Annotated in this window: 24 protein-coding genes, 1 rRNA gene, 1 pseudogene and 1 riboswitch; of the genes and pseudogenes, 22 read left to right on the forward strand and 4 right to left on the reverse strand. The window is 46.2% G+C overall.

Translation table 11 applies throughout. The features are described 5' to 3' along the window. Window positions 1-9 precede the first annotated feature (9 nt). Entirely contained in the window at window positions 10-717 is a 708-nt protein-coding gene (locus DFQ00_RS24265; RefSeq protein WP_110899050.1) for an NUDIX hydrolase, read from the reverse strand. Window positions 718-838: 121 nt separating this feature from the next. Between DFQ00_RS24265 and DFQ00_RS24270 the strand changes: the two genes are divergently transcribed. Further along, window positions 839-1,141, forward strand: a complete 303-nt coding sequence (locus tag DFQ00_RS24270) for a hypothetical protein (protein ID WP_110899051.1) — start codon at window positions 839-841, stop codon at window positions 1,139-1,141. A gap of 160 nt (window positions 1,142-1,301) precedes the next feature. On the opposite strand, the gene mscL is transcribed toward DFQ00_RS24270, so the two are convergent. Further along, window positions 1,302-1,796 (reverse strand): large conductance mechanosensitive channel protein MscL, encoded by a 495-nt coding sequence (mscL, locus tag DFQ00_RS24275; protein ID WP_110899052.1) that lies wholly within the window; start codon window positions 1,794-1,796, stop codon window positions 1,302-1,304. 264 nt (window positions 1,797-2,060) lie between these two features. Next, window positions 2,061-2,160, forward strand: a riboswitch (purine riboswitch). Between the two features lie 221 nt (window positions 2,161-2,381). Between mscL and DFQ00_RS24280 the strand changes: the two genes are divergently transcribed. Continuing rightward, the gene (locus tag DFQ00_RS24280) at window positions 2,382-2,969 is read left to right on the forward strand and encodes a xanthine phosphoribosyltransferase (protein ID WP_110899053.1); all 588 of its coding nucleotides are present in this window, start codon (window positions 2,382-2,384) and stop codon (window positions 2,967-2,969) included. A 1-nt stretch (window position 2,970) separates the two neighbouring features. After that, the gene (locus DFQ00_RS24285; protein ID WP_110899054.1) at window positions 2,971-4,332 is read left to right on the forward strand and encodes a nucleobase:cation symporter-2 family protein; all 1,362 of its coding nucleotides are present in this window, start codon (window positions 2,971-2,973) and stop codon (window positions 4,330-4,332) included. A gap of 282 nt (window positions 4,333-4,614) precedes the next feature. Here DFQ00_RS24285 and DFQ00_RS24290 read toward each other — a convergent pair whose 3' ends face one another. Next, complete coding sequence (locus DFQ00_RS24290; protein ID WP_110899055.1) at window positions 4,615-4,953, reverse strand: DUF4870 domain-containing protein; 339 nt, start codon at window positions 4,951-4,953, stop codon at window positions 4,615-4,617. Between the two features lie 262 nt (window positions 4,954-5,215). After that, window positions 5,216-5,491, reverse strand: a complete 276-nt coding sequence (locus DFQ00_RS24295; RefSeq protein ID WP_110899056.1) for a transposase — start codon at window positions 5,489-5,491, stop codon at window positions 5,216-5,218. A gap of 395 nt (window positions 5,492-5,886) precedes the next feature. Between DFQ00_RS24295 and DFQ00_RS24300 the strand changes: the two genes are divergently transcribed. From DFQ00_RS24300 to DFQ00_RS24380, 19 genes and pseudogenes are all read left to right on the forward strand, one after another. Next, complete coding sequence (locus DFQ00_RS24300) at window positions 5,887-6,075, forward strand: hypothetical protein (protein ID WP_017690840.1); 189 nt, start codon at window positions 5,887-5,889, stop codon at window positions 6,073-6,075. Between the two features lie 219 nt (window positions 6,076-6,294). Further along, window positions 6,295-7,050 (forward strand): type I methionyl aminopeptidase, encoded by a 756-nt coding sequence (map, locus tag DFQ00_RS24305; protein WP_110899057.1) that lies wholly within the window; start codon window positions 6,295-6,297, stop codon window positions 7,048-7,050. A gap of 557 nt (window positions 7,051-7,607) precedes the next feature. Continuing rightward, entirely contained in the window at window positions 7,608-8,660 is a 1,053-nt protein-coding gene (gene coxB, locus DFQ00_RS24310) for a cytochrome c oxidase subunit II (protein ID WP_110899058.1), read from the forward strand. A 71-nt stretch (window positions 8,661-8,731) separates the two neighbouring features. Continuing rightward, window positions 8,732-10,582: a cytochrome c oxidase subunit I gene (ctaD, locus tag DFQ00_RS24315; RefSeq protein ID WP_425271056.1), complete on the forward strand. Its 1,851-nt coding sequence runs from the start codon at window positions 8,732-8,734 to the stop codon at window positions 10,580-10,582. Then, the gene (locus tag DFQ00_RS24320) at window positions 10,579-11,205 is read left to right on the forward strand and encodes a cytochrome (ubi)quinol oxidase subunit III (protein WP_110899060.1); all 627 of its coding nucleotides are present in this window, start codon (window positions 10,579-10,581) and stop codon (window positions 11,203-11,205) included. The genes ctaD and DFQ00_RS24320 overlap by 4 nt, the downstream gene beginning before the upstream one ends. 3 nt (window positions 11,206-11,208) lie before the next feature. Further along, complete coding sequence (locus DFQ00_RS24325) at window positions 11,209-11,529, forward strand: cytochrome C oxidase subunit IV family protein (RefSeq protein WP_110899061.1); 321 nt, start codon at window positions 11,209-11,211, stop codon at window positions 11,527-11,529. 108 nt (window positions 11,530-11,637) lie between these two features. Continuing rightward, the gene (gene ctaG / locus DFQ00_RS24330; RefSeq protein ID WP_110899062.1) at window positions 11,638-12,567 is read left to right on the forward strand and encodes a cytochrome c oxidase assembly factor CtaG; all 930 of its coding nucleotides are present in this window, start codon (window positions 11,638-11,640) and stop codon (window positions 12,565-12,567) included. Window positions 12,568-12,610: 43 nt separating this feature from the next. After that, a complete protein-coding gene (locus DFQ00_RS24335; protein WP_110899063.1) occupies window positions 12,611-13,075 on the forward strand; it encodes a DUF420 domain-containing protein in 465 nt (154 codons plus the stop codon). Between the two features lie 372 nt (window positions 13,076-13,447). Next, window positions 13,448-13,573, forward strand: a complete 126-nt coding sequence (locus tag DFQ00_RS30385) for a hypothetical protein (RefSeq protein ID WP_425271055.1) — start codon at window positions 13,448-13,450, stop codon at window positions 13,571-13,573. A 222-nt stretch (window positions 13,574-13,795) separates the two neighbouring features. Further along, complete coding sequence (locus tag DFQ00_RS29300; RefSeq protein ID WP_167433827.1) at window positions 13,796-13,945, forward strand: hypothetical protein; 150 nt, start codon at window positions 13,796-13,798, stop codon at window positions 13,943-13,945. A gap of 333 nt (window positions 13,946-14,278) precedes the next feature. Continuing rightward, the gene (locus DFQ00_RS24345; protein WP_110899064.1) at window positions 14,279-14,992 is read left to right on the forward strand and encodes a hypothetical protein; all 714 of its coding nucleotides are present in this window, start codon (window positions 14,279-14,281) and stop codon (window positions 14,990-14,992) included. Window positions 14,993-15,088: 96 nt separating this feature from the next. Further along, window positions 15,089-15,478 (forward strand): GntR family transcriptional regulator, encoded by a 390-nt coding sequence (locus DFQ00_RS24350; protein WP_110899071.1) that lies wholly within the window; start codon window positions 15,089-15,091, stop codon window positions 15,476-15,478. Window positions 15,479-15,495: 17 nt separating this feature from the next. Further along, on the forward strand, window positions 15,496-16,395 hold the full coding sequence (locus DFQ00_RS24355) for an ABC transporter ATP-binding protein (protein ID WP_110899065.1): 900 nt from the start codon (window positions 15,496-15,498) through the stop codon (window positions 16,393-16,395). A gap of 20 nt (window positions 16,396-16,415) precedes the next feature. Then, window positions 16,416-17,318 (forward strand): ABC transporter ATP-binding protein, encoded by a 903-nt coding sequence (locus DFQ00_RS24360; RefSeq protein ID WP_110899072.1) that lies wholly within the window; start codon window positions 16,416-16,418, stop codon window positions 17,316-17,318. Continuing rightward, on the forward strand, window positions 17,311-18,609 hold the full coding sequence (locus DFQ00_RS24365; protein ID WP_110899066.1) for an ABC transporter permease: 1,299 nt from the start codon (window positions 17,311-17,313) through the stop codon (window positions 18,607-18,609). The genes DFQ00_RS24360 and DFQ00_RS24365 overlap by 8 nt, the downstream gene beginning before the upstream one ends. A 324-nt stretch (window positions 18,610-18,933) precedes the next feature. Beyond that, window positions 18,934-19,165 (forward strand): annotated as a pseudogene (locus tag DFQ00_RS29995) (transposase); the annotation flags it as partial. A gap of 1,291 nt (window positions 19,166-20,456) precedes the next feature. After that, complete coding sequence (locus DFQ00_RS24370) at window positions 20,457-21,320, forward strand: DUF421 domain-containing protein (protein ID WP_110899067.1); 864 nt, start codon at window positions 20,457-20,459, stop codon at window positions 21,318-21,320. Between the two features lie 186 nt (window positions 21,321-21,506). Then, window positions 21,507-22,730: a TraB/GumN family protein gene (locus tag DFQ00_RS24375; protein WP_110899068.1), complete on the forward strand. Its 1,224-nt coding sequence runs from the start codon at window positions 21,507-21,509 to the stop codon at window positions 22,728-22,730. An 818-nt stretch (window positions 22,731-23,548) separates the two neighbouring features. Further along, window positions 23,549-23,719: ribosomal RNA gene (locus DFQ00_RS24380) — 16S ribosomal RNA — on the forward strand; the annotation flags it as partial.

The raw sequence follows: 23,719 nt of genomic DNA on the forward strand, positions 1-23,719 counted from the left end.
AAAATGAAGTTATGTCCCTTGCACACGTTTTAGTGCTTCAAGCACATCCATATAATATTCCGTGCCGTGCGGCACAAAATCGGTTGCGCGTACGTCACTAATGATCCGTGAAGTATTGGTGAATGGCGTATGACCGCTGTGATTGAAGTGAACTTCGTTTGAAACCACTGAATGTTCAGGCTTCAAGGCAGACACTTGCGCACGTCTACCTGACGCTTGAAGCACATCTGTCTCCTGGCGGAAAAGAGCAAGTAACTCATCCAGCGGTGTCTCGAACAGGCTGTCCACCTCGCTTGCCTGAAGGATATAAGACTCCAGAGGCTGGTTCAGGCACAAGCCGTAGACGGAGCTAATCTCCCGGTCTATAAACGGAACTCCCCGTACGTGCCCTTGAAGCTGCTGCTCAGCTGTAAGCAGATACGTCAGCGCATCAAAGGAGGCACGTACACCAAGCTCTTCCTCCAGTTCGCGGCTTGCATCCTGGAGCTGTTCGCCCGCGGTAAGATGTCCCGCAGCGGTGATGTCATAATAGCCGGGGAAAGTGTCTTTAATATCCCGTCGCCGCTGAAAGAGAACCATGCGCGTGTCACCTTCATCGCGGACGATCCAGCAGTGGAAGGAACGATGCCAATATCCATGGGCATGCACCTCACTTCGTGGCGCTGTACCGATCCATTGCTGCTGATCGTCATAAATGTCGAAACGTTCTTGGGTCATGAAACGTATCTCCTTATATAGCAGAATTTAAAGTTCAAAATTTCACAAAGTTTTTATTTTAAGCAGATCTCAAAAAAAATGGTTCAAAGAAGCCTGTTTTTAACGAAAGGGGAACGATTGTATGGAATGCATTGTACACTTTCAGGTGATTTATCCGCAACCTCAGGAGCGTAAAACCCTTCGGGGTCTTATATTTGTAGGGCAAGGTCAGGAGCCTGCGAACAATCAGCTTATAGCCATGTTTAAAGACATGGGGTTTCATGTTCGTCTGGAGGACGAGGCACAACTGCTGTTCAAGCCAACCGATGCAAGCGCGAATTTTGAGTTTATTCGGGTAACTGAGCTGGACACCGGGGAAGAGGTATACAAGGAAGACAAGGACCTCAAAGCGATTTTGGAGCACCTGCTGCCACGACGCTTCTAAGTTTGTGTCTTCTACTGACCTTGCAGCCGCAATGACGAGACATAAACATAATGAACAAGGATGAGCCCGTGGAATAAAAAAAGGTCCCACCTTGTAAGGTGGAACCTGAATATCGGCAGGTCCGACTACATATCCTGGCCTCGAGATAACCTGCTTTTAACTATGCCGGAGCGTTGCTGCCTTCCGCTTCCAGCTGTGAAGTACAGTGGGAGCAGCGGGTAGCTGCAGCCGGAATTTCAGACAGACAATACTTGCATGCTTTGGTCGTCTTTTCTGGTTCTGGCTTGGTATGCTCTTTGCGCTTGAGATAGTTAATGCCCTTAACCAGCATGAAAATACAGAATGCAACGATGATGAAATCAATCAATACGTTGATGAATTGGCCATACGCAATGACCGTAGCGCCCGCTTCATTCGCTTGAGCGAGTGTTGTGATATCTTGTCCGCTCGCTGTTTTCACGTCAGGGTCGAGATTAATGATTTTCTGGCTGAAATCAATCCCGCCGAGCAATTTCCCCACTGGAGGCATGATGATGTCATTGACGAGGGAGGTTACGATTTTTCCGAAAGCTGCTCCGATAATTACACCGACCGCCAGATCAATGACGTTGCCGCGAACGGCAAACTCCTTAAATTCTTTCAATATTCCTTTCATGACAAACTCCTTTAACCACTAGATTCAAGTCGACGCCTCTCTATACTTTCTGTCAAGGACGCGCTTTTGTTCTCATATTGTACATAAAAAATGAAAATCAATCATCCCCTGTTTGCAAATAAAACATATTTTCCGCAAATTCCATGAAAATACTACTTTATTTCAAGCCCCAGATTCGGTATACTTCTAACATTGTTCGTTATATTTAACTTTTTACATTCAGGTTCGCAATTATACAATTGAGATCGAATGATGGAGCTAAAATGAATTAAATATGCCGTTACTCGTATATGTGCAGGAATAGGCCTGCATGTCTCTACCCGATCACCGGAATGATTGGACTACGGGAAGAATGCTTCTAACGCTCTGTGCGGACGAAGGTCAGGTATACCTCTGTATGCCGAGCCTTGGCCAAGGCGTTTGCAGTGTTCACGCGGCTTGTCCATAGAGGAACAAGTCCGTCTTTCCCGCCCGCCGGTCGATGCCGTAGCGTGTGAAAAGGCGGGCTTTTTGCTTTTTTAACATAGGGATAGAGGCATGAACCGACTGTACTTGCAGGTAAGGGCTACTGGGGAGGAAAAAATGATGCAATTGTTAAAAGACAAAGTAAGACAGGAAGGCATTGTTCTGTCCGAGCAGGTGCTGAAAGTAGACTCATTCCTGAACCACCAGATGGACCCGGTGCTGATGAAGGAGGTCGGGAAAGAGTTTATTCGCCGTTTTGAGGGTGAGAGCATCACACGGGTGCTGACGATTGAATCGTCTGGCATCGCGCCGGGCATTATGACTGCACTTGAACTCAACGTTCCGTTAATCTTCGCCCGGAAGCAGAAGTCTCTCACGCTGACTGAGGATATTCTGGTGGAGAAGGTGTACTCGTTTACCAAGCAGGAGACAAATGAGATTACTGTTGCCAAAAAGTTTATGAATCCTGGGGATCGCGTGCTGATCATTGATGATTTTCTGGCGAACGGAGAAGCAGCCTTTGGTCTGGCACGTATTGTAGAGCAGGCTGGTGCAGAAGTGGTCGGTATCGGAATTGTCATTGAAAAAGCATTCCAGCCTGGAGGTCGTCTGCTGAAGGAAGCCGGTTATCGTGTGGAATCGCTGGTTCGCATCGGGGCATTGTCTAATGGACAAGTGACTTTTGCGGATGAGGAGGGCACGAACTGATATGGCACGGGAACGTATTTTTCAGCGTCACCGCCACCCGGTCAAAACCTTCTCGCTTGGACTTCAGCATGTGCTGGCGATGTATGCCGGTGCAGTTGTTGTGCCGCTCATTGTCAGCAAAGCGCTGGGCTTTACAACAGAACAGCTGACCTATCTGATTGCGATTGATTTGCTCGCTTGTGGTGTGGCGACATTGCTACAGGTGTGGGGGAATAAATATTTCGGTGTCGGACTGCCGGTTATGCTGGGTTGTGCATTTCAGGCGGTATCCCCGATGATTATCATCGGCCAGAGCAGTGGAGTGTCTGCTATTTATGGTGCTATTATTGCCTCCGGCCTGTTCGTGCTCATTTTCTCAGGCTTGTTTGGCAAGCTGATTCGGCTCTTTCCGCCAGTCGTTACAGGCTCCGTGGTCACTATTATTGGCTTGACGCTGATTCCGGTGGCGTTTAATGATTTGGGCGGTGGTCAAGGTGCTGAGGACTTTGGTAGCAGCGTGCATCTGCTGCTTGGTTTCGGTGTGCTGATCTTTATCATTCTGATGACACGTTTCACCACGGGGTTTGTACGCTCCATCTCTGTTTTAATAGGTTTGCTTATTGGCACAATAGCTGCCGGCTTTATGGGCGAGGTGAATTTCGCTCCGGTTCGTGATGCAAGCTGGTTCCATATGATTCAGCCGTTCTACTTCGGAAGACCGACCTTCGAGATCGTACCGGTTCTGACGATGATTCTGGTCGCTATTGTGAGTGTTGCAGAATCTACGGGCGTATTTATGGCGCTGGGCAAAATCATGGACAAGGATCTGACTTCCAAGGATCTGGCGCGCGGATATCGTGCAGAGGGACTGGCTATTGTACTTGGCGGGATTTTTAACTCCTTCCCATATACAACGTATTCGCAAAATGTAGGTCTGGTACAGATGACACGTGTCAAAACACGTGATGTCATTGTTGTTGCGGGCGGTTTGCTGATTGTGATTGGTTTTGTACCGAAAATTGCCGCGCTGGCACAGCTTGTGCCTGGTTCAGTGCTCGGAGGTGCCATGGTGGCCTTGTTTGGTATGGTGGTGTCTTCCGGCATGCGTATTATTGGCACGCAGGTAGATCTGAGCCGTCATGAGAACTTGTTCATTATTGCTTGCTCTGTTGGTATGGGGCTGGGCGTAACCGTTGTACCTCAACTGTTCGCGGGTGCGCCAGCTTGGGCTCAGATTATGTTGGGCAATGGGATCATCGCAGGCAGCTTTACAGCAATCTTTATGAATCTATTGTTTAATGGTCTTGGCAGTAAACATACCGCTGCTGAGCTGGCTGAGTCGCATACAGGCGACATAGTTGAGGCTGCGGGCAAGTCAGCATAGAACAGGCTGGCTGAGTAGTAAAGTGCTCGTTGCCGCTTGCTTGCGGACTGAGGTTGGTCAGTGCAATCATTATGTAAACTGTATATGATGAATCATTCACGACATAACCTAGTTGGACCAAGGGCATGAATAATTCATGAGCTTTATCATTCATGCGTTAAAATATCAATGAGGTTAAATGTATGTCTTTAGGCCGGTTAACATAATATACACACAGGAAACACCGAAACATAGGACCCAAGGGGCCTGATGTTTCGGTGTTTTTGCTTAGCTATGAAGGTGTTATAGATGCCGCAGCTGTTTCTCGGCAAAGTCCCCGACCCAGGGCAGCTTGAGCCATTTTCCCTGCAAGCTGGAAATGACCGTCAGGAGCCATACAATGATGCCAAGTAGAGATAGCAGGGATGCTACCAGCGGGCCGAACAGGGGGAGGAAGGCAGAGAGCACATGCCCGACCATAATCAGGCCAAAAACGGTTACGGACTGCAGGGCATGGAATAACACAAACCGACTGCGCTTCTCCACAGCGAGAAAGATGATGCCACCTATGAAGGTGAAGAGATAACACAGCATGCCGGCTATATTTTCATTAAGACCACTAGACGATTTCATGGGGGACATCCGGCCCAGCCTCCTTTGTCCTTTTTAACTAAGGTATGAAGGACAAGGACAGAATTGAACCAGTTTGACCAAGGCGTGTTCATTAAATCCCGATTTATATAAAGTTTTACATCATGAGAGTGAGGAGTGGGAGGGGGCTTGCATCCATTTTGCCTGTGCTTAGGCGGGCATTAACATGAGACAAGGACAGAAAGCTAGCCTAGGTACAGCCCAATCTGTCCTTGTGTTGTGTATTTTTTAATGTGCTCATATGAGCGATACGTTATCCGCCCTCGATTTGTCTGCGAGGATTGGTGATTTTTCCTTGCTTATCGGCATCATCTTCTTTGGGGATCAGACGTTTGTCGGTACGTCCTTCGTGATGGTTATCAAAAGAATATTCAGTCAGCTTCCATTCGGTCTTGCCGAGTATCGGATCGGCAGGGAAATGCTGCCCTCGGTGCAGATGCTCCTCCTGCCCTGCTTCATTGACATAAACTCCGTCAACCTCGACTATTTCATGCGAAAGGGGCAGCATATCCTGTTCTTTGCGCTCCATAACAGCTCCTCCTTTAATTTCCAGATCATTTACTGAATTGGTGATCCAAAATAATATCCCCCGAATAGTTGGGTGTTATGCTGGACAGATTAATCCGTATAGAATATATTTTTTCGCAAAAATGATTCGGAATTAAACTTTTTGGGCAATAAAACCGTTATATATATTAGGAAAAATCGTCAAGTCGTAACGAGGTTCCGAATATGATACAATAAGATTATGATTCAATCTGAATCATATCGGGTATTTATAGTGTCAGGTACTTGCTATTCGGCGAGGTTCCCGACCTAAAGCTTGCTTTAAGCCGCGCACACAACTTCATGAATGGCATTTAAGACTTATTCGGCGTTCTCTAAACGGAGCATTCACTTTCAACGTTTTGGGAGGGAATTACAATGGCAACGAAAGGTCACAATGAGGTCAAAGAAAGTTTGAGGGAAATGACTCGGATTTTCCGTCCTAAGGATCCAAAAAAATTCGTGAAGGAGTATGTGAGAAAATACCGGATTACGGGTGGATATGAGGAAGAATTGACTTCTGTGGTTGAGCATGAGCTTGTCAAGATGGATTCTTCCGTGTCCTGAAACTACACCAACTCTGATTATACTGTTCCGATATGAATAGAACCGTCTCTCGGGCTTCAAGGCTCCGGTAGACGGTTTTTTTTTTGCGCTCACGCTTCGATTCAATCAGAAACCCAGAAGATAACCGGGCTTATTCTGTTCCTCGTCACTTTAGGGGCTTTGTTCTGAACTTCATGCATATATATGGAAGTACACTTACAGCAGGAAGGATGAAGGCATGTGGACCCTATTTTGAAAACGAAAGAAGAGATTGGCTACATGCGGGAAGCGGGACGCATATTGCGCAGCTGTCATCAGCACATCGAACAATGGATGGTTCCGGGCATGACCACAGCGGAGATTGACGAGCGGGTAGAAGATTTTCTTGCCGATCATGGTGCTACACCGGAGCAGAAAGGCTACAAAGGGTATCCGTATGCTACCTGTGCCTCGGTAAACGAAGTGGTTTGTCATGGTTTCCCAGGAAGTATTGCGCTCCGTAGCGGGGATATAGTGACGATTGATATGGTGGTTAACAAGGAGGGCTGGCTTGCCGACTCGGCCTGGACATATGCCATTGATGAACCCTCCAGGTCCATTCGCCGATTAATGAAACGTACCGAGAAAGCACTCTACAAAGCGATAGCTCAGGCCGTTCCCGGCAACACGCTTGGAGACATCGGCAATGCGATTGAACGAACCGCAAGGTTGTATCGCTACGGCATTGTGAAGCCGCTTATCGGTCACGGTATCGGTCAGTATATCCATGAGCCGCCTAATGTGCTGCCTTACGGAAAACGCAAAACAGGAATGATGCTTACAGAAGGTATGGTCATCACCATCGAGCCGATCTTCACGAAAGGCAGCTCAGGTGCCGTCCTATGGGATGAGGATGGCTGGACTGTCCGAACGCTGGATGGAAGCTGGGGTGCGCAGTATGAGCATACGATAGCGATCACGGGGGAGGGGCCGCTAATTTTGACAGATGGATCATAAGGGGATGTATCACTGGAGTCATTTAATAGAAAAAACGAATTCTGCTCCATACCAAAAACGGGAGTAAACAGGCATGGAGCAGCTTCATTCATTTCCAGCTCATGTGGTAACGATTTCCTTTAGATGAGGTGACTTCTTTTTGCATAATACCGCATGTTTTAATTGTGATAAAAATCGCTAAGAAACGTTAGATCATCACCGAAATTTGGCAAATTTTTTCAGGTAAAAAGAGTAATACTTTTAAGTGAAATCGTTTACAAAGTAAGTTACAGAGCGGTTTTGTACATAAAGTGAACAATTTGTGAACATGTGTCCAAAGATTGACAAAATCATACCCTCAACTTATATTTAATAAGTGATTGAAGCATATAGAATGAATTGGAAGAATGCGCAGACATGCCCTGGGCAGGAAATGACGGGAGTACTGGAAGCGTTATTTTTGTAAGCGTTCTGTATGAAGAAGAGGATTATGTTTATCGTACTGTAACGTACACGCGCTATCCTTGTACCGAGCGACAACCGTAATCTACGAAAACGTAAAAAAGTGGGGTAGATCAATGATGAAACAGTGGCAGGTTGCAAAGCGAATCCTCCCCTTGCTGGCGGTGTTCTCTTTGCTGCTATCCGCATGCGGGCGGGAAGACTTGTCGGTAATGAAACCTCAGGGTCCTGTGGCACAAGACCAATTAGATCTGATGAAGCTGTCTATTGCGATTATGATCGTGGTGCTCATCATTGTATTTGCTATTGCTGCCTATGTCCTGATCAAGTTTCGCAGACGAGCCGGGCAGAACGAAATGCCTGAGCAGGTTGAAGGAAACTTCAAGCTGGAAGTAATATGGACAGCCATTCCGCTTCTGCTTGTAATTATTTTGGCTGTGCCGACGGTACAGACGATTTTTGCCCACGGTGAAGATCTGTCAAACGACAAGAACGCAGTTAAGGTCCAAGTTACCTCACATCAGTATTGGTGGGAATTTACTTATCCTCAGTACGACATTACCACCGCTCAAGACCTCATCATCCCGACCGGAAAAAAAATTGCATTCGAATTGAAAACCGCTGACGTGCTTCATTCCTTCTGGGTGCCGTCACTTGCGGGCAAAATGGACACAAACCCGGATGGAACATTAAACAAATTCAGCTTCTCTGCACCGAATGAAGGCGTTTACCGTGGTAAATGTGCCGAGTTATGCGGCAGATCACATGCCTTCATGGAGTTCAAGGTTAAGGCCGTTAGCCAGGAGTCCTTTGATCGCTGGGTTAACGAGATGAAGGCTCCTGCTGTCCTGCCTGAGGATGCGCAGCTTGCCGAGAAGTTCAAAACCAACTGTCTTTCTTGCCACGCAGTAGGCGATCAAGGCGGACCTGTTGCTCCGAACCTTACAGGCATTGGCGGCAAGGAATCCGTTGCAGGCATTTTGCTGAATCAGCGTGAAGGTCAGGAAGAAGGCAAGCCAATACTGGACAATATGAAAGAATGGCTTCATGATCCACAATCTGTGAAGCCGGGCAATACGATGCCAAGTCCGAAGAGTCTGGGACTGACGGATGAAGAAATTGATGGTATTGCCGAGTATTTGGCCAACTACAAATTGAATTATGAATAGAACAGCAAGGATGAAGAAGGGGGTACACAACCTTGGCTCATGCGCATAGCGTCAAGCGGTACAGGGGCTTGATGGACTGGATCACCACCGTCGATCACAAAAAAATTGCCGTTCTTTACTTAATTGCGGGCGGACTTTTCTTCGGCATTGGCGGGATTGAAGCTATTTTGATTCGGATTCAACTGATGAAGCCGATGAATGATTTTGTATCGGCGCAAGTGTTTAACGAATTGATTACGATGCACGGAACTACAATGATTTTCCTTGGTGTCATGCCGATTATTTTTGCCATTATGAATGCGGTTATTCCTTTGCAGATCGGAGCACGTGACGTAGCCTTCCCTTTTGTTAACGCTTTGGGCTTCTGGACATTTCTGTTCGGCGGCCTGCTGCTTAATCTGAGTTGGGTTATGGGGGGTGCGCCAGACGCTGGCTGGACTGCATATACACCACTTTCCAGCACGCAGTACAGCGAGACGCATGGTGTGGACTTCTATACGATAGGTCTGCAGATCGCTGGCTTGGGAACACTCATTGGCGGCATTAACTTCCTGGCTACCATTATTACGATGCGTGCGCCAGGTATGTCCTACATGCGGATGCCGATGTTTACGTGGACCACATTTATTACGTCTGCTATTATCCTGTTTGCTTTTCCAGCCGTTACGGTAGGTCTTGTGCTTCTTACGTTTGACCGGGTTCTGGGAGCAAATTTCTTTGATGTTGCGAATGGCGGTAACCCCGTGTTATGGCAGCATATCTTCTGGATTTTCGGACACCCTGAGGTGTACATTCTGATTCTGCCTGCCTTTGGTATTATCTCAGAAGTTATTCCAACCTTCGCACGTAAGCGACTGTTTGGATACAGCTCTATGGTGTTTGCTACGATCCTGATTGCCTTCCTTGGCTTCATGGTATGGGCGCACCACATGTTCACTACAGGGCTTGGTACTGTCGCAAACGCGTTGTTCTCGATCTCGACAATGCTGATTGCCGTACCGACAGGTATCAAAATCTTCAACTGGCTCTTCACGATGTGGGGTGGACAGATTCGCTTTACGGCGGCAAACCTTTTTGCTGTCGGATTTGTTCCAACCTTCGTTATGGGTGGAGTTACAGGTGTTATGCTTGCTTCTGCTCCGGCAGACTTTCAGTTCCATGACACTTACTTTGTCGTTGCTCACTTCCACTACGTTATCGTGGGCGGACTGGTGCTTGGCTTATTTTCCGGACTTCATTACTGGTGGCCAAAAATGTTTGGTCGTATCTTGAGTGAATCCCTTGGAAAGTGGACATTCTGGACATTTATGATTGGATTCCAGTTAACGTTCTTTGTACAGCATTTCCTCGGTCTTATGGGGATGCAGCGCCGGATTGTTACATATTTGCCGAATCAGGATTTTGACCTTCTCAATCTGGTCAGCTCTATTGGTGCATTCCTGATGGGTGTCGGGGTTATTATTTTCCTGGTGAACGTTGTGATTACAATGAGAAAACCGGTTGATGCACCAAATGATCCTTGGGAAGATGGTCGTACGTTGGAATGGGCTATTCCATCACCGCCACCAGAGTACAATTTCAAGCAAACACCGCTTGTACGCGGTATTGATGCATATTGGAAAGAGAAGATGGCTGGTAATAAGGAGATGACTCCGGCAGAACCTGTAGGTTCTATTCATATGCCATCTGCAACACCTTTGCCGTTTGTGATGTCTGTAGGTATTTTCATCGCTGGACTGGGGTTCATGTTCAGCAAGGATACATTTCAATTGGAATTCATGAATTTTATTTTTAACAATTATATTGTTGTGATTGTCGGGCTTGTCATTACATTTGGTGCGATGGCTCTGCGCTCCTTATATGATGATCATGGCTGGCACATTGAACCGGAGGATCAGGACGAGAAGGGGGCGAGAACATGACAACCTCACACGCCGAGCCGGTAAACGGCAAGCTGCCGCATGAACCGGAGAAGGCAACGCTGGAGGGACGCAACAAGCTGATCGGCTTCTGGCTGTTCCTTGGCGGCGAGACGGTACTGTTCGGTACACTATTCGCCACCTTCCTTGCACTCCGCGGGCAGACCAACGAAGGACCAACAGCCAATGAATTGTTCCATTTGCCGCTTGTAGCGGCGGCTACGTTTATTCTCTTGGTCAGCAGCTTGACGAGTGTATTCGCCATTCAGGCGATGCACAGAGGGAAACGTAACGCGCTTGCTTTATGGTTGGGGATTACCGTTGTTCTGGGTCTGGGATTCCTTGGTCTGGAAATTTACGAGTTCTATGAGTATGTGAAACATAAAGAGTTTGGTATGACCACGAGTGCTTTCAGTTCGGCATTTTATACGCTGGTCGGGTTCCACGGAGCTCACGTTGCATTCGGTATTGTGTGGATCGGAATCATTATCGGGCAGCTGTTCAAAAAAGGATTAACGGTCGTAACCGCACCGAAAGTCTATGTCTCAGCCATGTATTGGCATTTCATCGACGTTGTGTGGGTGTTCATCTTTACGGTCGTGTACCTGCTCGGAAAGGTGGGATAACACATGTCCGCTCAGGATCAAAGTGATCAACAGCCGGTGAAGCATCGCCACCGGGCGGAAGGGCCACAGAAGCATATCGTCGTGTTTGTGTTCTCGATTATACTCACGTTGATTGCATTTGCGGCAGCTTCAGCCGGAGGGGTTAATACGACCTTCACCATTATTATTATGGTTGTTATGGCTATCTTGCAGGTATTTGTGCAGCTCGGTTACTGGATGCACTTGAAAGACAAAGGTCACTTGATACCAATCTTGTTTATGGCCTTTGGGTTTTTCGTAGCTTTTACAGGTATTATTATGGCTCTTTACTGGGTCTGGTGGTAAGAGAGATGGCGGCGGCGAATTGCCGCCGTCTTTTCCCCTTTTATATGAACACAGTACAATGATTGATATCAATATTCACCAAAACAGGTTCACGGGGAGGTTTCCCGTATGCTCGGGTTGCAGTATTTTAGTTTCGATGATTTATGGAGTCCGCTTGTGCTTGCGCTGTTTCTGATTATCGCGGCAGCTTATCTGGTGCTGGTAGGACCGTTCAGTGAAAGAGTGCAGGGGGCTGTGCCGGCTACAGCCGGGCAGAAGATCACGTTTCTCTCAGGTCTGACCTTCCTCTATCTGGCTCAGGCTGGGCCTTTCAATCTGTTAGGGCATGTGATGTTCAGCTTCCATATGGTGAGCATGGCCCTGTCTTACCTTGTTGCGCCGCCTTTGATGATGAAGGGTTTGCCTGTCTGGGTGTGGCGCAGTATTGTGCGCTGGCTTCCGAGGCGCCGACTTTCGTTTCTGGCACATCCGATTGTAGCGGCTGTGCTGTTTAACGGATTGTTTTCTCTGTACCATCTGCCGGTTGTGCATGATTATGTCATGTTGAATTTTACCGTTCATCGGTTGTACTATATCGTGCTGTTTATTACATCCATGCTGATGTGGTGGACGCTGCTCAATCCTTTGCCAGAAGGCAGACAAGCATCGGGCTTGTCGAAGGTTGGTTTTATCTTTTTGAATATGGTGCTCTTGACACCTGCATGCGGATTAATTATTTTTGCCTCCGAACCACTGTATCAGACTTACAGTAATCCGGCTGCATGGGCTGAGGCGATGAGATACTGTGTATCCGGCGACTCCTCGACGCTTCTTCGTTCGTTTGGTGGGCCAGCCTTCTTTAACTTTCTGTCTTCTGCGAAGGAGGATCAGCAGGTGGGGGGAATCCTGATGAAATTTATCCAGGAGGGGATATTTGTCTCGATGCTGGCCTATGTATTTGCACAGTGGTATCGGAAGGAGAGACAGGAAGAGGATGATGATCTTGTGCCTTCTGGCAATGAAGAACGGAATCCGCTCAATCCGGCTGCAAAATCGTAAATGTATCGTGAGCACAATGTGATGACAAAAGGGGGAACACACGATGGATATGTATTTTTGGCTGCCTACGATCAGTACTTCTTTCATTGTGATTAGTGCGGTACTTGTGGCAATTGGTTGGGCTTTGATCATACGGGGCAAACGTGAGGCACACCAGTCTGCTATGGTAGCGGGAGCGATTGCGGCTCTGATCTTTTTTGTAATTTACACGTCCCGCACGGTATTTGTAGGCAATACAGCTTGGGGTGGAGACCCCGATATGGAGATTTTTTACCGGATTTTTCTAATCTTTCATATTGTTCTGGCGACGGTGGCCGCTGTATTTGGTATCTCAACTCTGGTGCTTGGCTTCAAAAAGAAATTCAAAACACATCGTCGCTGGGGCCGATTTACATCTATGATCTGGTTCGGTTCAGCTCTGACAGGGGTTGTGGTGTATGTGCTGTTATACATTCTATATCCGGGTGGACATACACGTCCGGTGTGGGAAGCGATTCTTGGGGTGTAAGGGTGAGAGGACGGTGTAACGCTCTTCTTGCGGTGAACATATGAAATAGACGATTCTTGCAGATGATTGGTCCATACGTTCTCTCTTATTCATTCATAGAATGAGTTTGAGAGGAGGGAAACAACGAATGAAACAAGCGGGGAGCATCAGCCAAACGGTTCCTCGACTTACCGTGTAAGCGGAAGAGAACTACAGAGGAAGAAGCCATATTTACCTTGGTAATACAGGCCTTCGCAACCTGGACAACATTTTGGACGGGGTGGAGAGTCTGCGCTTCTTTTCAACGAGTTCCAATGCCACGCTTGTGCTGTTTACACGTCCGAATTTTCAGGGGAGCTTCCGAGTCTACGAGGGAACACGAACCTGAGAGATTTGGATGACTTGATCCGCGGGAATGATGTAGAATCGTTGATCTCCACCAACGAGCGTCTCACGCTGGCCGAGATTCGGGCCATCCGTCATAACCGCAGCCTACCCACAGGCCACACACTCGTATAAAACCCAAGCCTCTTCTGCGATAAGATGATCGGATTGTTAGAACCATGAAAAAGCAAAAGAGCCATACCCTTTGTGATTCATTCACAGTACAGGGTATGGCTCTTTTCTGGCTGCAACAGGTGCGTTAATCCCCTCCACCTCCGCCACTATCTCCTCCGCCACCGCTGTCCCCGCCGCTGTCGCTGCTTCCATGATCACTGCTGGAATGGTGATGAGACCCCGATGAAGAATTCGTATCGTGATGTTGGTGATCATGGTGATGATGATGTCGATGATCGTGAGTATGCCTGGGATGATGAGCGTCTGTCGAAGAGTCAGAAGCGATCATCGAAGAGGATGCAGCGGCATCTGAATGACGGTTGTTCTGTTTAGAGGGTCGTTTGTTTCCTTGGGTGTGATCCCGATCAGAATCACTTCGGATGATAAGCCAGATCATTGCAATGATAAAAATAAAAACAAGTATGGGCTCAATTAGCCACCCCATAGGGGATCATTCCTCTCATCTAAATTGCTATGTTTATTTTATCGCAGAATGCTTGCTTTTCCTATCCCGCTTTCCTGATTCAGGAAAAAAGAGGTTGACGAAATTCAGGTTAGGTCTGTATACTGTGTATATTGATATATACAGTAGGCACAGTGAAACAATTAAAAGCACAGTAGAGCAATGAACATAATGTAAGACAGTTGAAAGGCAGGGGCATGTATATGGATGCATGGAAGCAGTCGTGGTGGCTGACCCGCAATGAGTTCAAGAAGGATAAGCTGCAGTGGTTATGGTCCGCCATATTTATGATTTATACGGGCAGTATGAGTGGTGTAATGTTGATTGGGCAACAGGAAAGCAATCTTTTTAATCCGGTGGTGGATGCGTTTTTTTTGATTATGCTGCCGTTTCAAGGATTTCTCTTTAGCAGACGTTCCTTCCGATATATACAGGAGGACTCTTACACACAGATGCTGGCCTATTACCGCAGACTTCCGATCCCGAATGAGACAGTGATGTGGTCAAGACTGCAGCAATCTCTGATTGCCTTTGCGTACAATGGATTCTTTTTCTACGGATCACTATATGCTGTCAGACTGCATACGGAGAACTTCACATGGGATCAGTATTTAGCCTTTGCGCTAAGCTGCACAGGATATGGGCTGTTGATTACGGGCTTGTATATTTACGGGGAGTTTTTGTTTAGTGGAAAAAAATATTTGCTTCTCAGCTTTTTGTTTCTGCCAATGACGATTGTTATATCCTTGGTGATTCGTATGTCGGGCAACTATGGATTCTGGTATGTCATTCACTATAGTAAAGCCTGGGGCTTGTTATCTCCGATGATGTGGATTGCAATGGTTGCGGGATTGGCAGTGTTGTGGGGATTCAGTCGATTAACACTGAGGAAGCTGAGCGTAAGGGATCTGAATTAGAGACAGTTGGGATGAATTGAATTAAGAGAAGAATATGGATGAAGCCGGCACATTCAGGTAAGTGAATGAAGTGTACCGGAGGGCGAGGTGCATATTGTGAAAATACCCATTCAAATCAATGAAAATAGCGCTGAACCTTTGTATCACCAGATTGAGAATCAGTTAAGGTCGTTAATTATAACGGGTCAATTGGGGGAGGGGACACATTTGCCGTCCATTCGTGAATTTGCCGGGGCACTGAATTGCAGTGTAATTACGGTTAGACGGGTCTATCAGGATCTGGAGAATGAAGGTTTGCTTCGTACGAAGCAGGGGACAGGTACATTTGTGGCCCAGGTTGAGGCAGGAGATCGGGAACATTACAGGCTGAAGGCGGCGGAGGAAGCAATGCAGGCTGCCGTTCAGTCCGGCAAAGCTGTTGGATGTACAGAAGAAGAGATGGAAAGCTTGTTCCGGGAAGCGCTGAGAGCGATCTATTCCAATTAAAGGAGGGAGGCAATCATATGGCAGAACCGATAGCGATTCAGTTAAATGGGGTATCCAAGATGCGTAAGCGCAGGGTCATCGGACCGATTGATCTGACCATCCCGGAGGGGTATGTGGTGGCGATTCTGGGGCATAACGGCTCTGGCAAAAGCACACTGTTGAACATGCTGCAGCAAATTGTACTGCCGGACAGCGGAGAGATCATATGGTTTGGACAGGAGCATTCGGGACTGCTTCCAATTGAGCTGAGGCAACAGATTGGCTTTGTGGCCGATGACAGTGGGCTAGAGGAGAACCGGATGACACCACAGGAGGCAGCTGATTTTCGATCACATTGGTACCCGAGGTGGGATATGAAGCTGTTCCGACAGCTAATGGAAGACATGGATGTACCAAGTGATGTGAAGCTGACCAAGATGTCCAAGGGAGAGCGGAGGAAATTCGAGATTGCCGCAGCGCTCGCGGCCCGTCCGAAGATCTTGCTTCTGGATGAACCTTCATCCGGTCTTGATCCTTTTGCATGGAAGGTCATGGTTGAACAGTTCCGCGACTATATGGAAGGCGGGGATACGACCATACTGATTGCCACACATATTGCAGATGAAGTGAAGCGGCTCGCGGACTATATTGTATTGATGCACCGCGGGCAAGTGCTGGGCATGGCGGAGAAAGACCTCGTGCTCGAACAGTGGAAGGAAATCTGGTATGAAGGGGAGCTGCGCCCCGAGAGTATTCCAGGGGTGGTGGAGTCTTTTCGGGAAGAGAATGGCCTGATTCGTGTTATAACTACCCGGGTGAGTGAGGCGCAGGAAAGACTGGAGCTGTCCAATCATCGGGTGCTTCAGATTCGTAATTTGGAGTTAGGTGAAGTGCTGGAATACTGGATTGCCGGGTATGCACCCGTACAGTGGAGATAACCGAAGGGAGACGATAAATGATGAACCGATTGGAATTGAAGCAAGTCGTCAAGCAATATGCAGACAAAACAGCCGTGAATGGAGTCACGCTCAATGTAAAAGAAGGGGAGATTTACGGGCTGCTCGGAGCTAATGGTGCTGGCAAAACAACTACAATGCGCATGGTGCTCGGCCTGATTCACCCGGATGGCGGAAACATTCTCTACAACGGCAAGCCTTATAACACGGAGCTGCAGCAGATCATGGGGTATCTTCCTGAAGAACGAGGGTTGTATCCAAAAGTAAAGGTGAGTGAACAGATTAATTATCTGGCACGCCTGCGCGGTATGAAAGCCAAAGATGCCGATGAGAGCTTGAAATACTGGTTAAAGCGGTTTGAGGTACCTGAGTATTACGACAAAAAGATTGAAGAGTTATCCAAAGGGAACCAGCAGAAGATGGGTTTTATTGCAGCAGTGGTGCACAGACCTCAGATTCTGATTCTGGATGAGGCGTTTAGCGGACTTGATCCGGTTAACGTCGAGCTGCTTAAATCTACGGTGAAGGAATTGCGTGATGAAGGTACGGCGATCCTGTTCTCTACACACCGAATGGAGCATGTTGAGGAGCTGTGTCGTCAGATCACAATACTGCATCGCTCTAACACAGTGGTGCAAGGTGAAATCAAGGAAATTAAAAGCCGTTATCCGCGTGAACAGGTGTATCTCAGCACGATTGGACAGGTGGAGGGTCTGGATCAGCTGGCAGGTGTAAAACACGTGGAGCACAACGAACGCGGATATCTGATCCATATTAATCAGGCCGAGGCGGCTCAGGAAATTCTGAAGACGGCGATGAGTCAGACGACCGTAGAGCATTTTGAGATCAAGGAACCAACGCTTAACCAAATCTTTATTCGTGAGGTAGGTGAGTCGAATGAATAAAATGGGCACAATTACAGGCTTTACGTTCAAAAACAAAGTAAAAACAAAGTCGTTTATGGTCACGACCATTGTACTTGCACTTTTAATTACGATTGGACTCAATGTTCCATATTTCATTACTTTATTTAATGGTGGCTCTATTGGTGGCGGAGGTTCTAGCAGTAATCCCGTAAACATTGGAATTCTGACAACAGAGCAGCAGGACGTGGCACAGAAGCTGGAGGCCTTCTCTTCTGCACAGGGGAATCAGGTTTATCGTCTGGTTATGGGTGGAGATAAGGATGAAGCGGCGCTGAAAGAGGACGTGAAGAAGGGTGTAATCGACGGTTATTTGAAGCTTGCAACGGTACAAGGACAGGAATTCCCGCAGCCTGTGCTTTATTCCTCGGACGATATTTCACCGCAGATTGTGACTTCGCTTGAAGCGGCTTTGCAGAGTGTGAAGCTGGATGTGGTTGCTAAGGATGTGCTGACCGCTGAGCAAAAGGCGCTGATTACCACACCTGTGAAGCTGACTGCTCAGAGTTTAAGCGCGGATGAAGGAGAAGCTGGAGCAGGCTCGGAAAAAGCGATGAGTCCTATCAATTATATCGTGGTCTATCTGTTAATCATTCTGCTGTTCACATCCACGATGATGACAGGTAATATGATTGCCTCCGAGATTACAGCTGAGAAAAGCTCGCGCATCATGGAAATTCTGATTACGAGTGTATCTCCGCTCAGTCAGATGTTCGGCAAAATCATCGGTATCTTCATGGTTGGTCTGTTGCAGATCGGTATCTTCGGAGCCGTTGTAGCCGGTAACATCATGCTGCCGCACAACCGTGCAGTGCTGGGTGATCTGAATATGAGTGTGAACGACATTAATATGGCAGTGATCGTGTATGGACTCATTTTCTACATCCTGGGTTACTTCCTATATGCCGTTATGTTTGCCGCCATCGGCTCGATGGTAAGCCGGACGGAAGAGCTTGGTCAGGCGGTGCTGCCCATCACAATGCTTTCGCTGGTGTCCTTCTATATTGCGATTTTCAGCATCTCGACACCGAATATTTTGTTGTTAAAAATCGCAAGCTTCATTCCGTTCACCTCGCCAACGGCGATTCTGGTACGGATTGGGGCAGGGGTCGCACCAACCTGGGAGATTCTGCTCTCTCTTGCCATTCTGGTCGTATCCATCCTGATCTTTGGCTGGCTGGCAGCCAAAATCTATCGTACGGGCGTACTGATGTACGGTAAACGCCCAACCTTCAAAGAGCTGTTCAAAGCGATGAAGGCATACAAGATATAAAATAAACAACAAGCAATTTGTTGTAAACTTAATTAGCCAGTATTATGAAAAAATAAGAAGCTTCAATCTAAGTATGATATTAAGTCTGAGTTCTAAGGATTCTGTTTCAGTAGTAGACTATTAGAAATGCTAAACGAAATAAGATTTAAAATGAGACTGCAATTTTATATTAGATTGCAGTCTTTTTGATGTGTTATAACTTTGAAGATATCCCCAAAATCAGCATCCGTTTTTACGTACCCATACGTATTCCTTTGAATTATATTGGGAATGAGAAAAAGTGGTCTGGGAGGACAAGCAAGGAGAGGCAAACGATTGAGTTGATCAGGGATGTATCTCTACCGAAAACGAAAAGAGACGATTGAGCGAAGCCTCGCGGATGCCAAAGGCTCCAAGGGTTTCGTTATTGCCGTTTGAACGGACTGCAAAACGTCAGGGAACAGGCCCTGATGAAGGCAACGTGCAGAACATGAAGAAGATAGCAATCTACCTGGATCGCCTGGAAAAACGGGATAATCTCCCCTGTTTCCGTTTTGAACCGGCCCTTAAAATATGAGAAACCCCATACTTTGAAAAAAGTACAGGGTTCTTCGACAATCTGACCCCATAAGAAAGGGGCTTTTTTGTGCAAATCATTTTCTTTTAAACCCTGTAAGAAAATATGAAACAGTGAACACAATGGATAGGTTTAAAATGATAATCAGCAACCTTGGGTATCAAGTTGGTATATTGGATTAAATCCATTGATTTCTCTATTTGAGTCAATTAGCATCCATATAGGAGCGAATACCGCGGAATCAATAGATTTTTCTGGTCCCCATATTGAATGAAACGGCACAAGCAAAAAACCAAAAACAATGATAAATAAGATATACAGAACCATTATGATTTTCTTAATAACAATCAAATCCTTTGTTTCGTTTCAAAAAAAAGGTAGAAACGAAATTATATTGTATTATTTAGGAGCACCGGATGGAGGCAAAGGTGTCGAAGCACTTGTACTTTTATTAGTGTTAACAACTGACCAATACTCGTTAGATTTCACAGACAGGCGTTTATTGACACCTGTTTCTGTTGTGTCTCCACCGAATATATGGTCGGTAGCCCCAAGCTGTCCACCCTGGAACATCTGCTCCTTGAGATACCGTTGTCTCCTGCTCAGCTGTAAAGCTTCCACTGAAACCAAATTTATTCTTTACTTCTATTGAGCCTGAGAACCCCAAAGTGGCGCTGATTTTTGTTCGTTTTGTGCTGCTAACCTTAATAGGAACAGAAGAACGATAATTGTCCTCTGTCAACCAATTATTAGTATAGGTAACCATATTTGTGCTTTTTGTGACAGATGGTCCGCTTTTCCATGAACCGTACAGCTTCACAAGAGAACTCATTGCTGCAACACTCGAAGGGCTTACTAAGGAAGAGGGTCACTATTAAAAAAGTTTATAACAAACTGAGCGACCTTTCCTCAATTGAATTTCGGGAAAAAGTCGCTGCTTAATAGAATTTAATTGAATCTCTTTTTATTGCCTACTTGACAAGGCTATGACCAAACTATAAGTCACTACATAAGACTTTCGCTTAATTTTTAGTCTTGCAACTAGTTTAAGATATTAACAATAGCTCCATCACCGATAGTTCGATTACTGAATCAGTAATAAAAAGGTATCATATACATTTATTAAAAAATGCTACTGAAACAATGCTACTAATCCTAAAGGTTGCTTTCAAATAGTAGTGAGGCTTACTGCAGAACATTCGATGCATACAATCTGCCGTTCGTGGTAATTATAACCTTCATTAATGGTGCCTTATCAGAATAAAAGGCTCACAGGAAAGGAAGATGCAGCGTGCCAGAATGGTTAGAGGTTATGATACGAACACTTTCTGCAGTAACGATGTTGTTTTTCATTACCAAAATATTAGGCAAACGGCAGATATCAGAACTTTCTTTGTTTGAGTATATTACGGGCATCACCTTGGGGAATCTCGTTGGTTACATATCACTGGATACAGATACAAGCTGGTATCTGGGCTTTCTGGCCGTATTTGTTTGGGTTGCTGTCTCCACAGGCGCGGAGTTTCTGACGATGAAAAGTAAAAAATTCCGAGATATTGTGGATGGAAAATCAACGATACTTATTGAAAATGGAGCCGTAATCCAAAAAAATCTGAAGAAAGAACGGCTGACCATTGATGAATTTCTGGAGCAGCTTCGCAAAAAAGATGTGTTCCGGGTTGCCGATGTGGAATTTGCTATAATGGAGCAGAGCGGGGATATCAGTGTCATGTTAAAAAAGGAATATCAGCCGCTTACCGCTGATTTGCTGGGGTATCGTCTTTCATCGGAAAAGGAGCCGCGAACGATTATCATGGATGGAAATATTTTGCCCGAATCTCTTCAGGATGCTGGAGTAAGTGAGGATTGGGTAAAAAAAGAACTTCGCAAGCTTAACATCACATTGGATCAGGTAGCGATTGGTCAAGTGGATAGTACAGGAGAACTGACTGTGCAGACTGGAACGGAGGCTTTGCCCCAGCCAGCTCATTCGAATCCGAATGATCAGATCAAAGATCTGGTACAGCGATTGCAGGATGACCTGAAGATGCGTAAGCAGCTTGCCTCTAATGACAAGGATCGCCTTGAATATCAGGAAGCGCTGAATCAATTTCAGGCGGCCATGCATGCTTATCAGACCCAAAAACAATCGTGACCATCAACGATTACATAGCCTGAATTGATCTAGAAGTCCCGGCGCGAGCCAGGGCTCTTTTTATTTGTTTGAGTTTATAAAATATGGAACGATAACCACCTTTGACCGTATACTAGAAGAGCACATAACGGTTTGATACAAGTCTAGTGCTTAATTTTTTATACGATAAAGGAGATTACATATTATATGAAGCAATGGAAACGCGTACTCTTATCGCTTACGATCTCGGCAGGCTTGCTATCATCAGCAGTACCCGCAATGGCTGCTCCGCAGGGAACGGCTGTCAAGGTCGATAATCAGGCGGTTGAATATACAACTGGAGCACCAATTATGCAGAAAGGAACAACTTTGGTTCCGTTGCGTACAACGCTGGATGCTATGGATGTGAAATTGGCGGGAACGAGCGATGATAGCATTACGGCAATTGTCAATGGCAAGACGATTACCCTGAAAAGCAAACTTGTACGCATCAACGGTGTTACCTATGCACCTATTCGTATTGTCGGCGATGCTGCCGGATACGAGGTTCGCTGGGATAAAGCTACACGTACCGTGCTGCTGGTATCCAAAGGCGACGGGACGGTCGGAACCTCGCAAACCGGTGGGCGTGGCTTTATGTGGGAAGTGCAGTCTAACGGCAACACCGTTTATCTGGTAGGTTCGATGCATGTGGCGGACAAGAGCTTTTACCCGCTACGCCCAGAATTTGAAGAAGCCTTTGCGGAAGCCGACTATCTCGGTGTAGAGGTGGACATCAGCAAAGCAGCGGACGAGGAACAGCAGAAGCTGGTGTTAAGCCTGGGATCATATCAGGATGGTACGACCTTGAAGGATCATATTTCGAGTGAGACGTACAGCAAGCTTGGGGATATTTTGAAGAAAAACGGGTTAGAGCCTAACGCGCTGGACGCATTCAAGCCTTGGGTGGTGGAAAGCACACTGGGAAGTCTGAAAACATCAACAGCTGGACTGGAAGCAGCATCCGGTATAGATTTGTATTTTATTCAAAAAGCAATAGAACGGAAAATCCCGGTTATTGAACTCGAGTCTTACCAATCTCAACTAGGAATGTTTGATACATTCTCGAAAGAACTGCAGGAAAAAACGCTGCGCTCTACAATCGACAACTTCGAAGTACTCGATAACACGGTGAATCAGATGGCTGAGATGTGGAAAACAGGTAATGATGAGCAATTGCTGGAGCTGACAAACAGCTTCTCGGATGACGAGGAGTACAATAAAGCGATGTTGATTGACCGTAATATCGGCATGGCTGACAAAATTGATGGTTATCTGAAAAATGGTAAAGGTGAAGAATACTTTATCGTGGTTGGAGCAGCACACTATTTGGGTGATCACGGGATTGTGAAACTGCTTGAAGATAAGGGATATAAGGTAGAACGTAAGTGAGTTTTTGTTAACGATAAGGTATATTTGAATGTAGATGCCCCTTACAGCCGCTAATTAGGACTGTAAGGGGTCTTTCTCTATTGCGTAAGTTTGTATCTCATCGGATTCTTACTATATAAGATTGAACTAAAGATTTATACAATCCACTCCGATGAATGAATAACCTGGAGAGCAGCTGTTATCCCCAGATTTTTCTGATTCCTTTTCCAAAGGGGGAATCCAGTGAACAGCGTATACTTCTGATGTAGCTTTCTTGCAGAAAGCTTTCAGGCGACCGATCCGCTTTTTCAGTTTTTTCTGTCCTTTCCGTTCACGTGTAAATAAATAGTTCAACTTATATAATTATAGTTAAGCATAGAGAGGGGCATATGTTTTATGTAGTGATGAATTGCTGATAAATGGGGAATTGGATGTCTAATAAATAATGCTTTACAAACGAATGTGATTCGTGATATATTCTATTTCCGGCCAAGAAAACACGGTTTACACGGTGCGGCAAGCAGCTTAATAAGAAAGCTTCCAAAGAAGCTTGAAAAAAGAGCTTGCAAAGTTGGTTCGGAAATGATATGATATAAAAGTTGCTGAAACGAACGAGAATCAGTAACGGAACGAAGTTTGATCTTTGAAAACTGAACAACGAGTGAGTAATCATTCTGCTTGCAGAATGAACGTGAAGGTTTTTGATACAAGCCATCTGGCTGTATGAAAACTGGAACAACAATGAGATTAACAATCTCGTCAGATTCAAAATGAGCTTATCGCTCTTTTCGATACACCGATGAGTTGCACAGCGTTGAACGACGCTGCGGAATTCATCTTTATTGGAGAGTTTGATCCTGGCTCAGGACGAACGCTGGCGGCATGCCTAATACATGCAAGTCGAGCGGACTTGAAGAGAAGCTTGCTTCTCTGATGGTTAGCGGCGGACGGGTGAGTAACACGTAGGCAACCTGCCCTCAAGCTTGGGACAACTACCGGAAACGGTAGCT

Source organism: Paenibacillus barcinonensis, from assembly GCF_003217495.1.
Lineage (GTDB): Bacteria > Bacillota > Bacilli > Paenibacillales > Paenibacillaceae > Paenibacillus > Paenibacillus barcinonensis.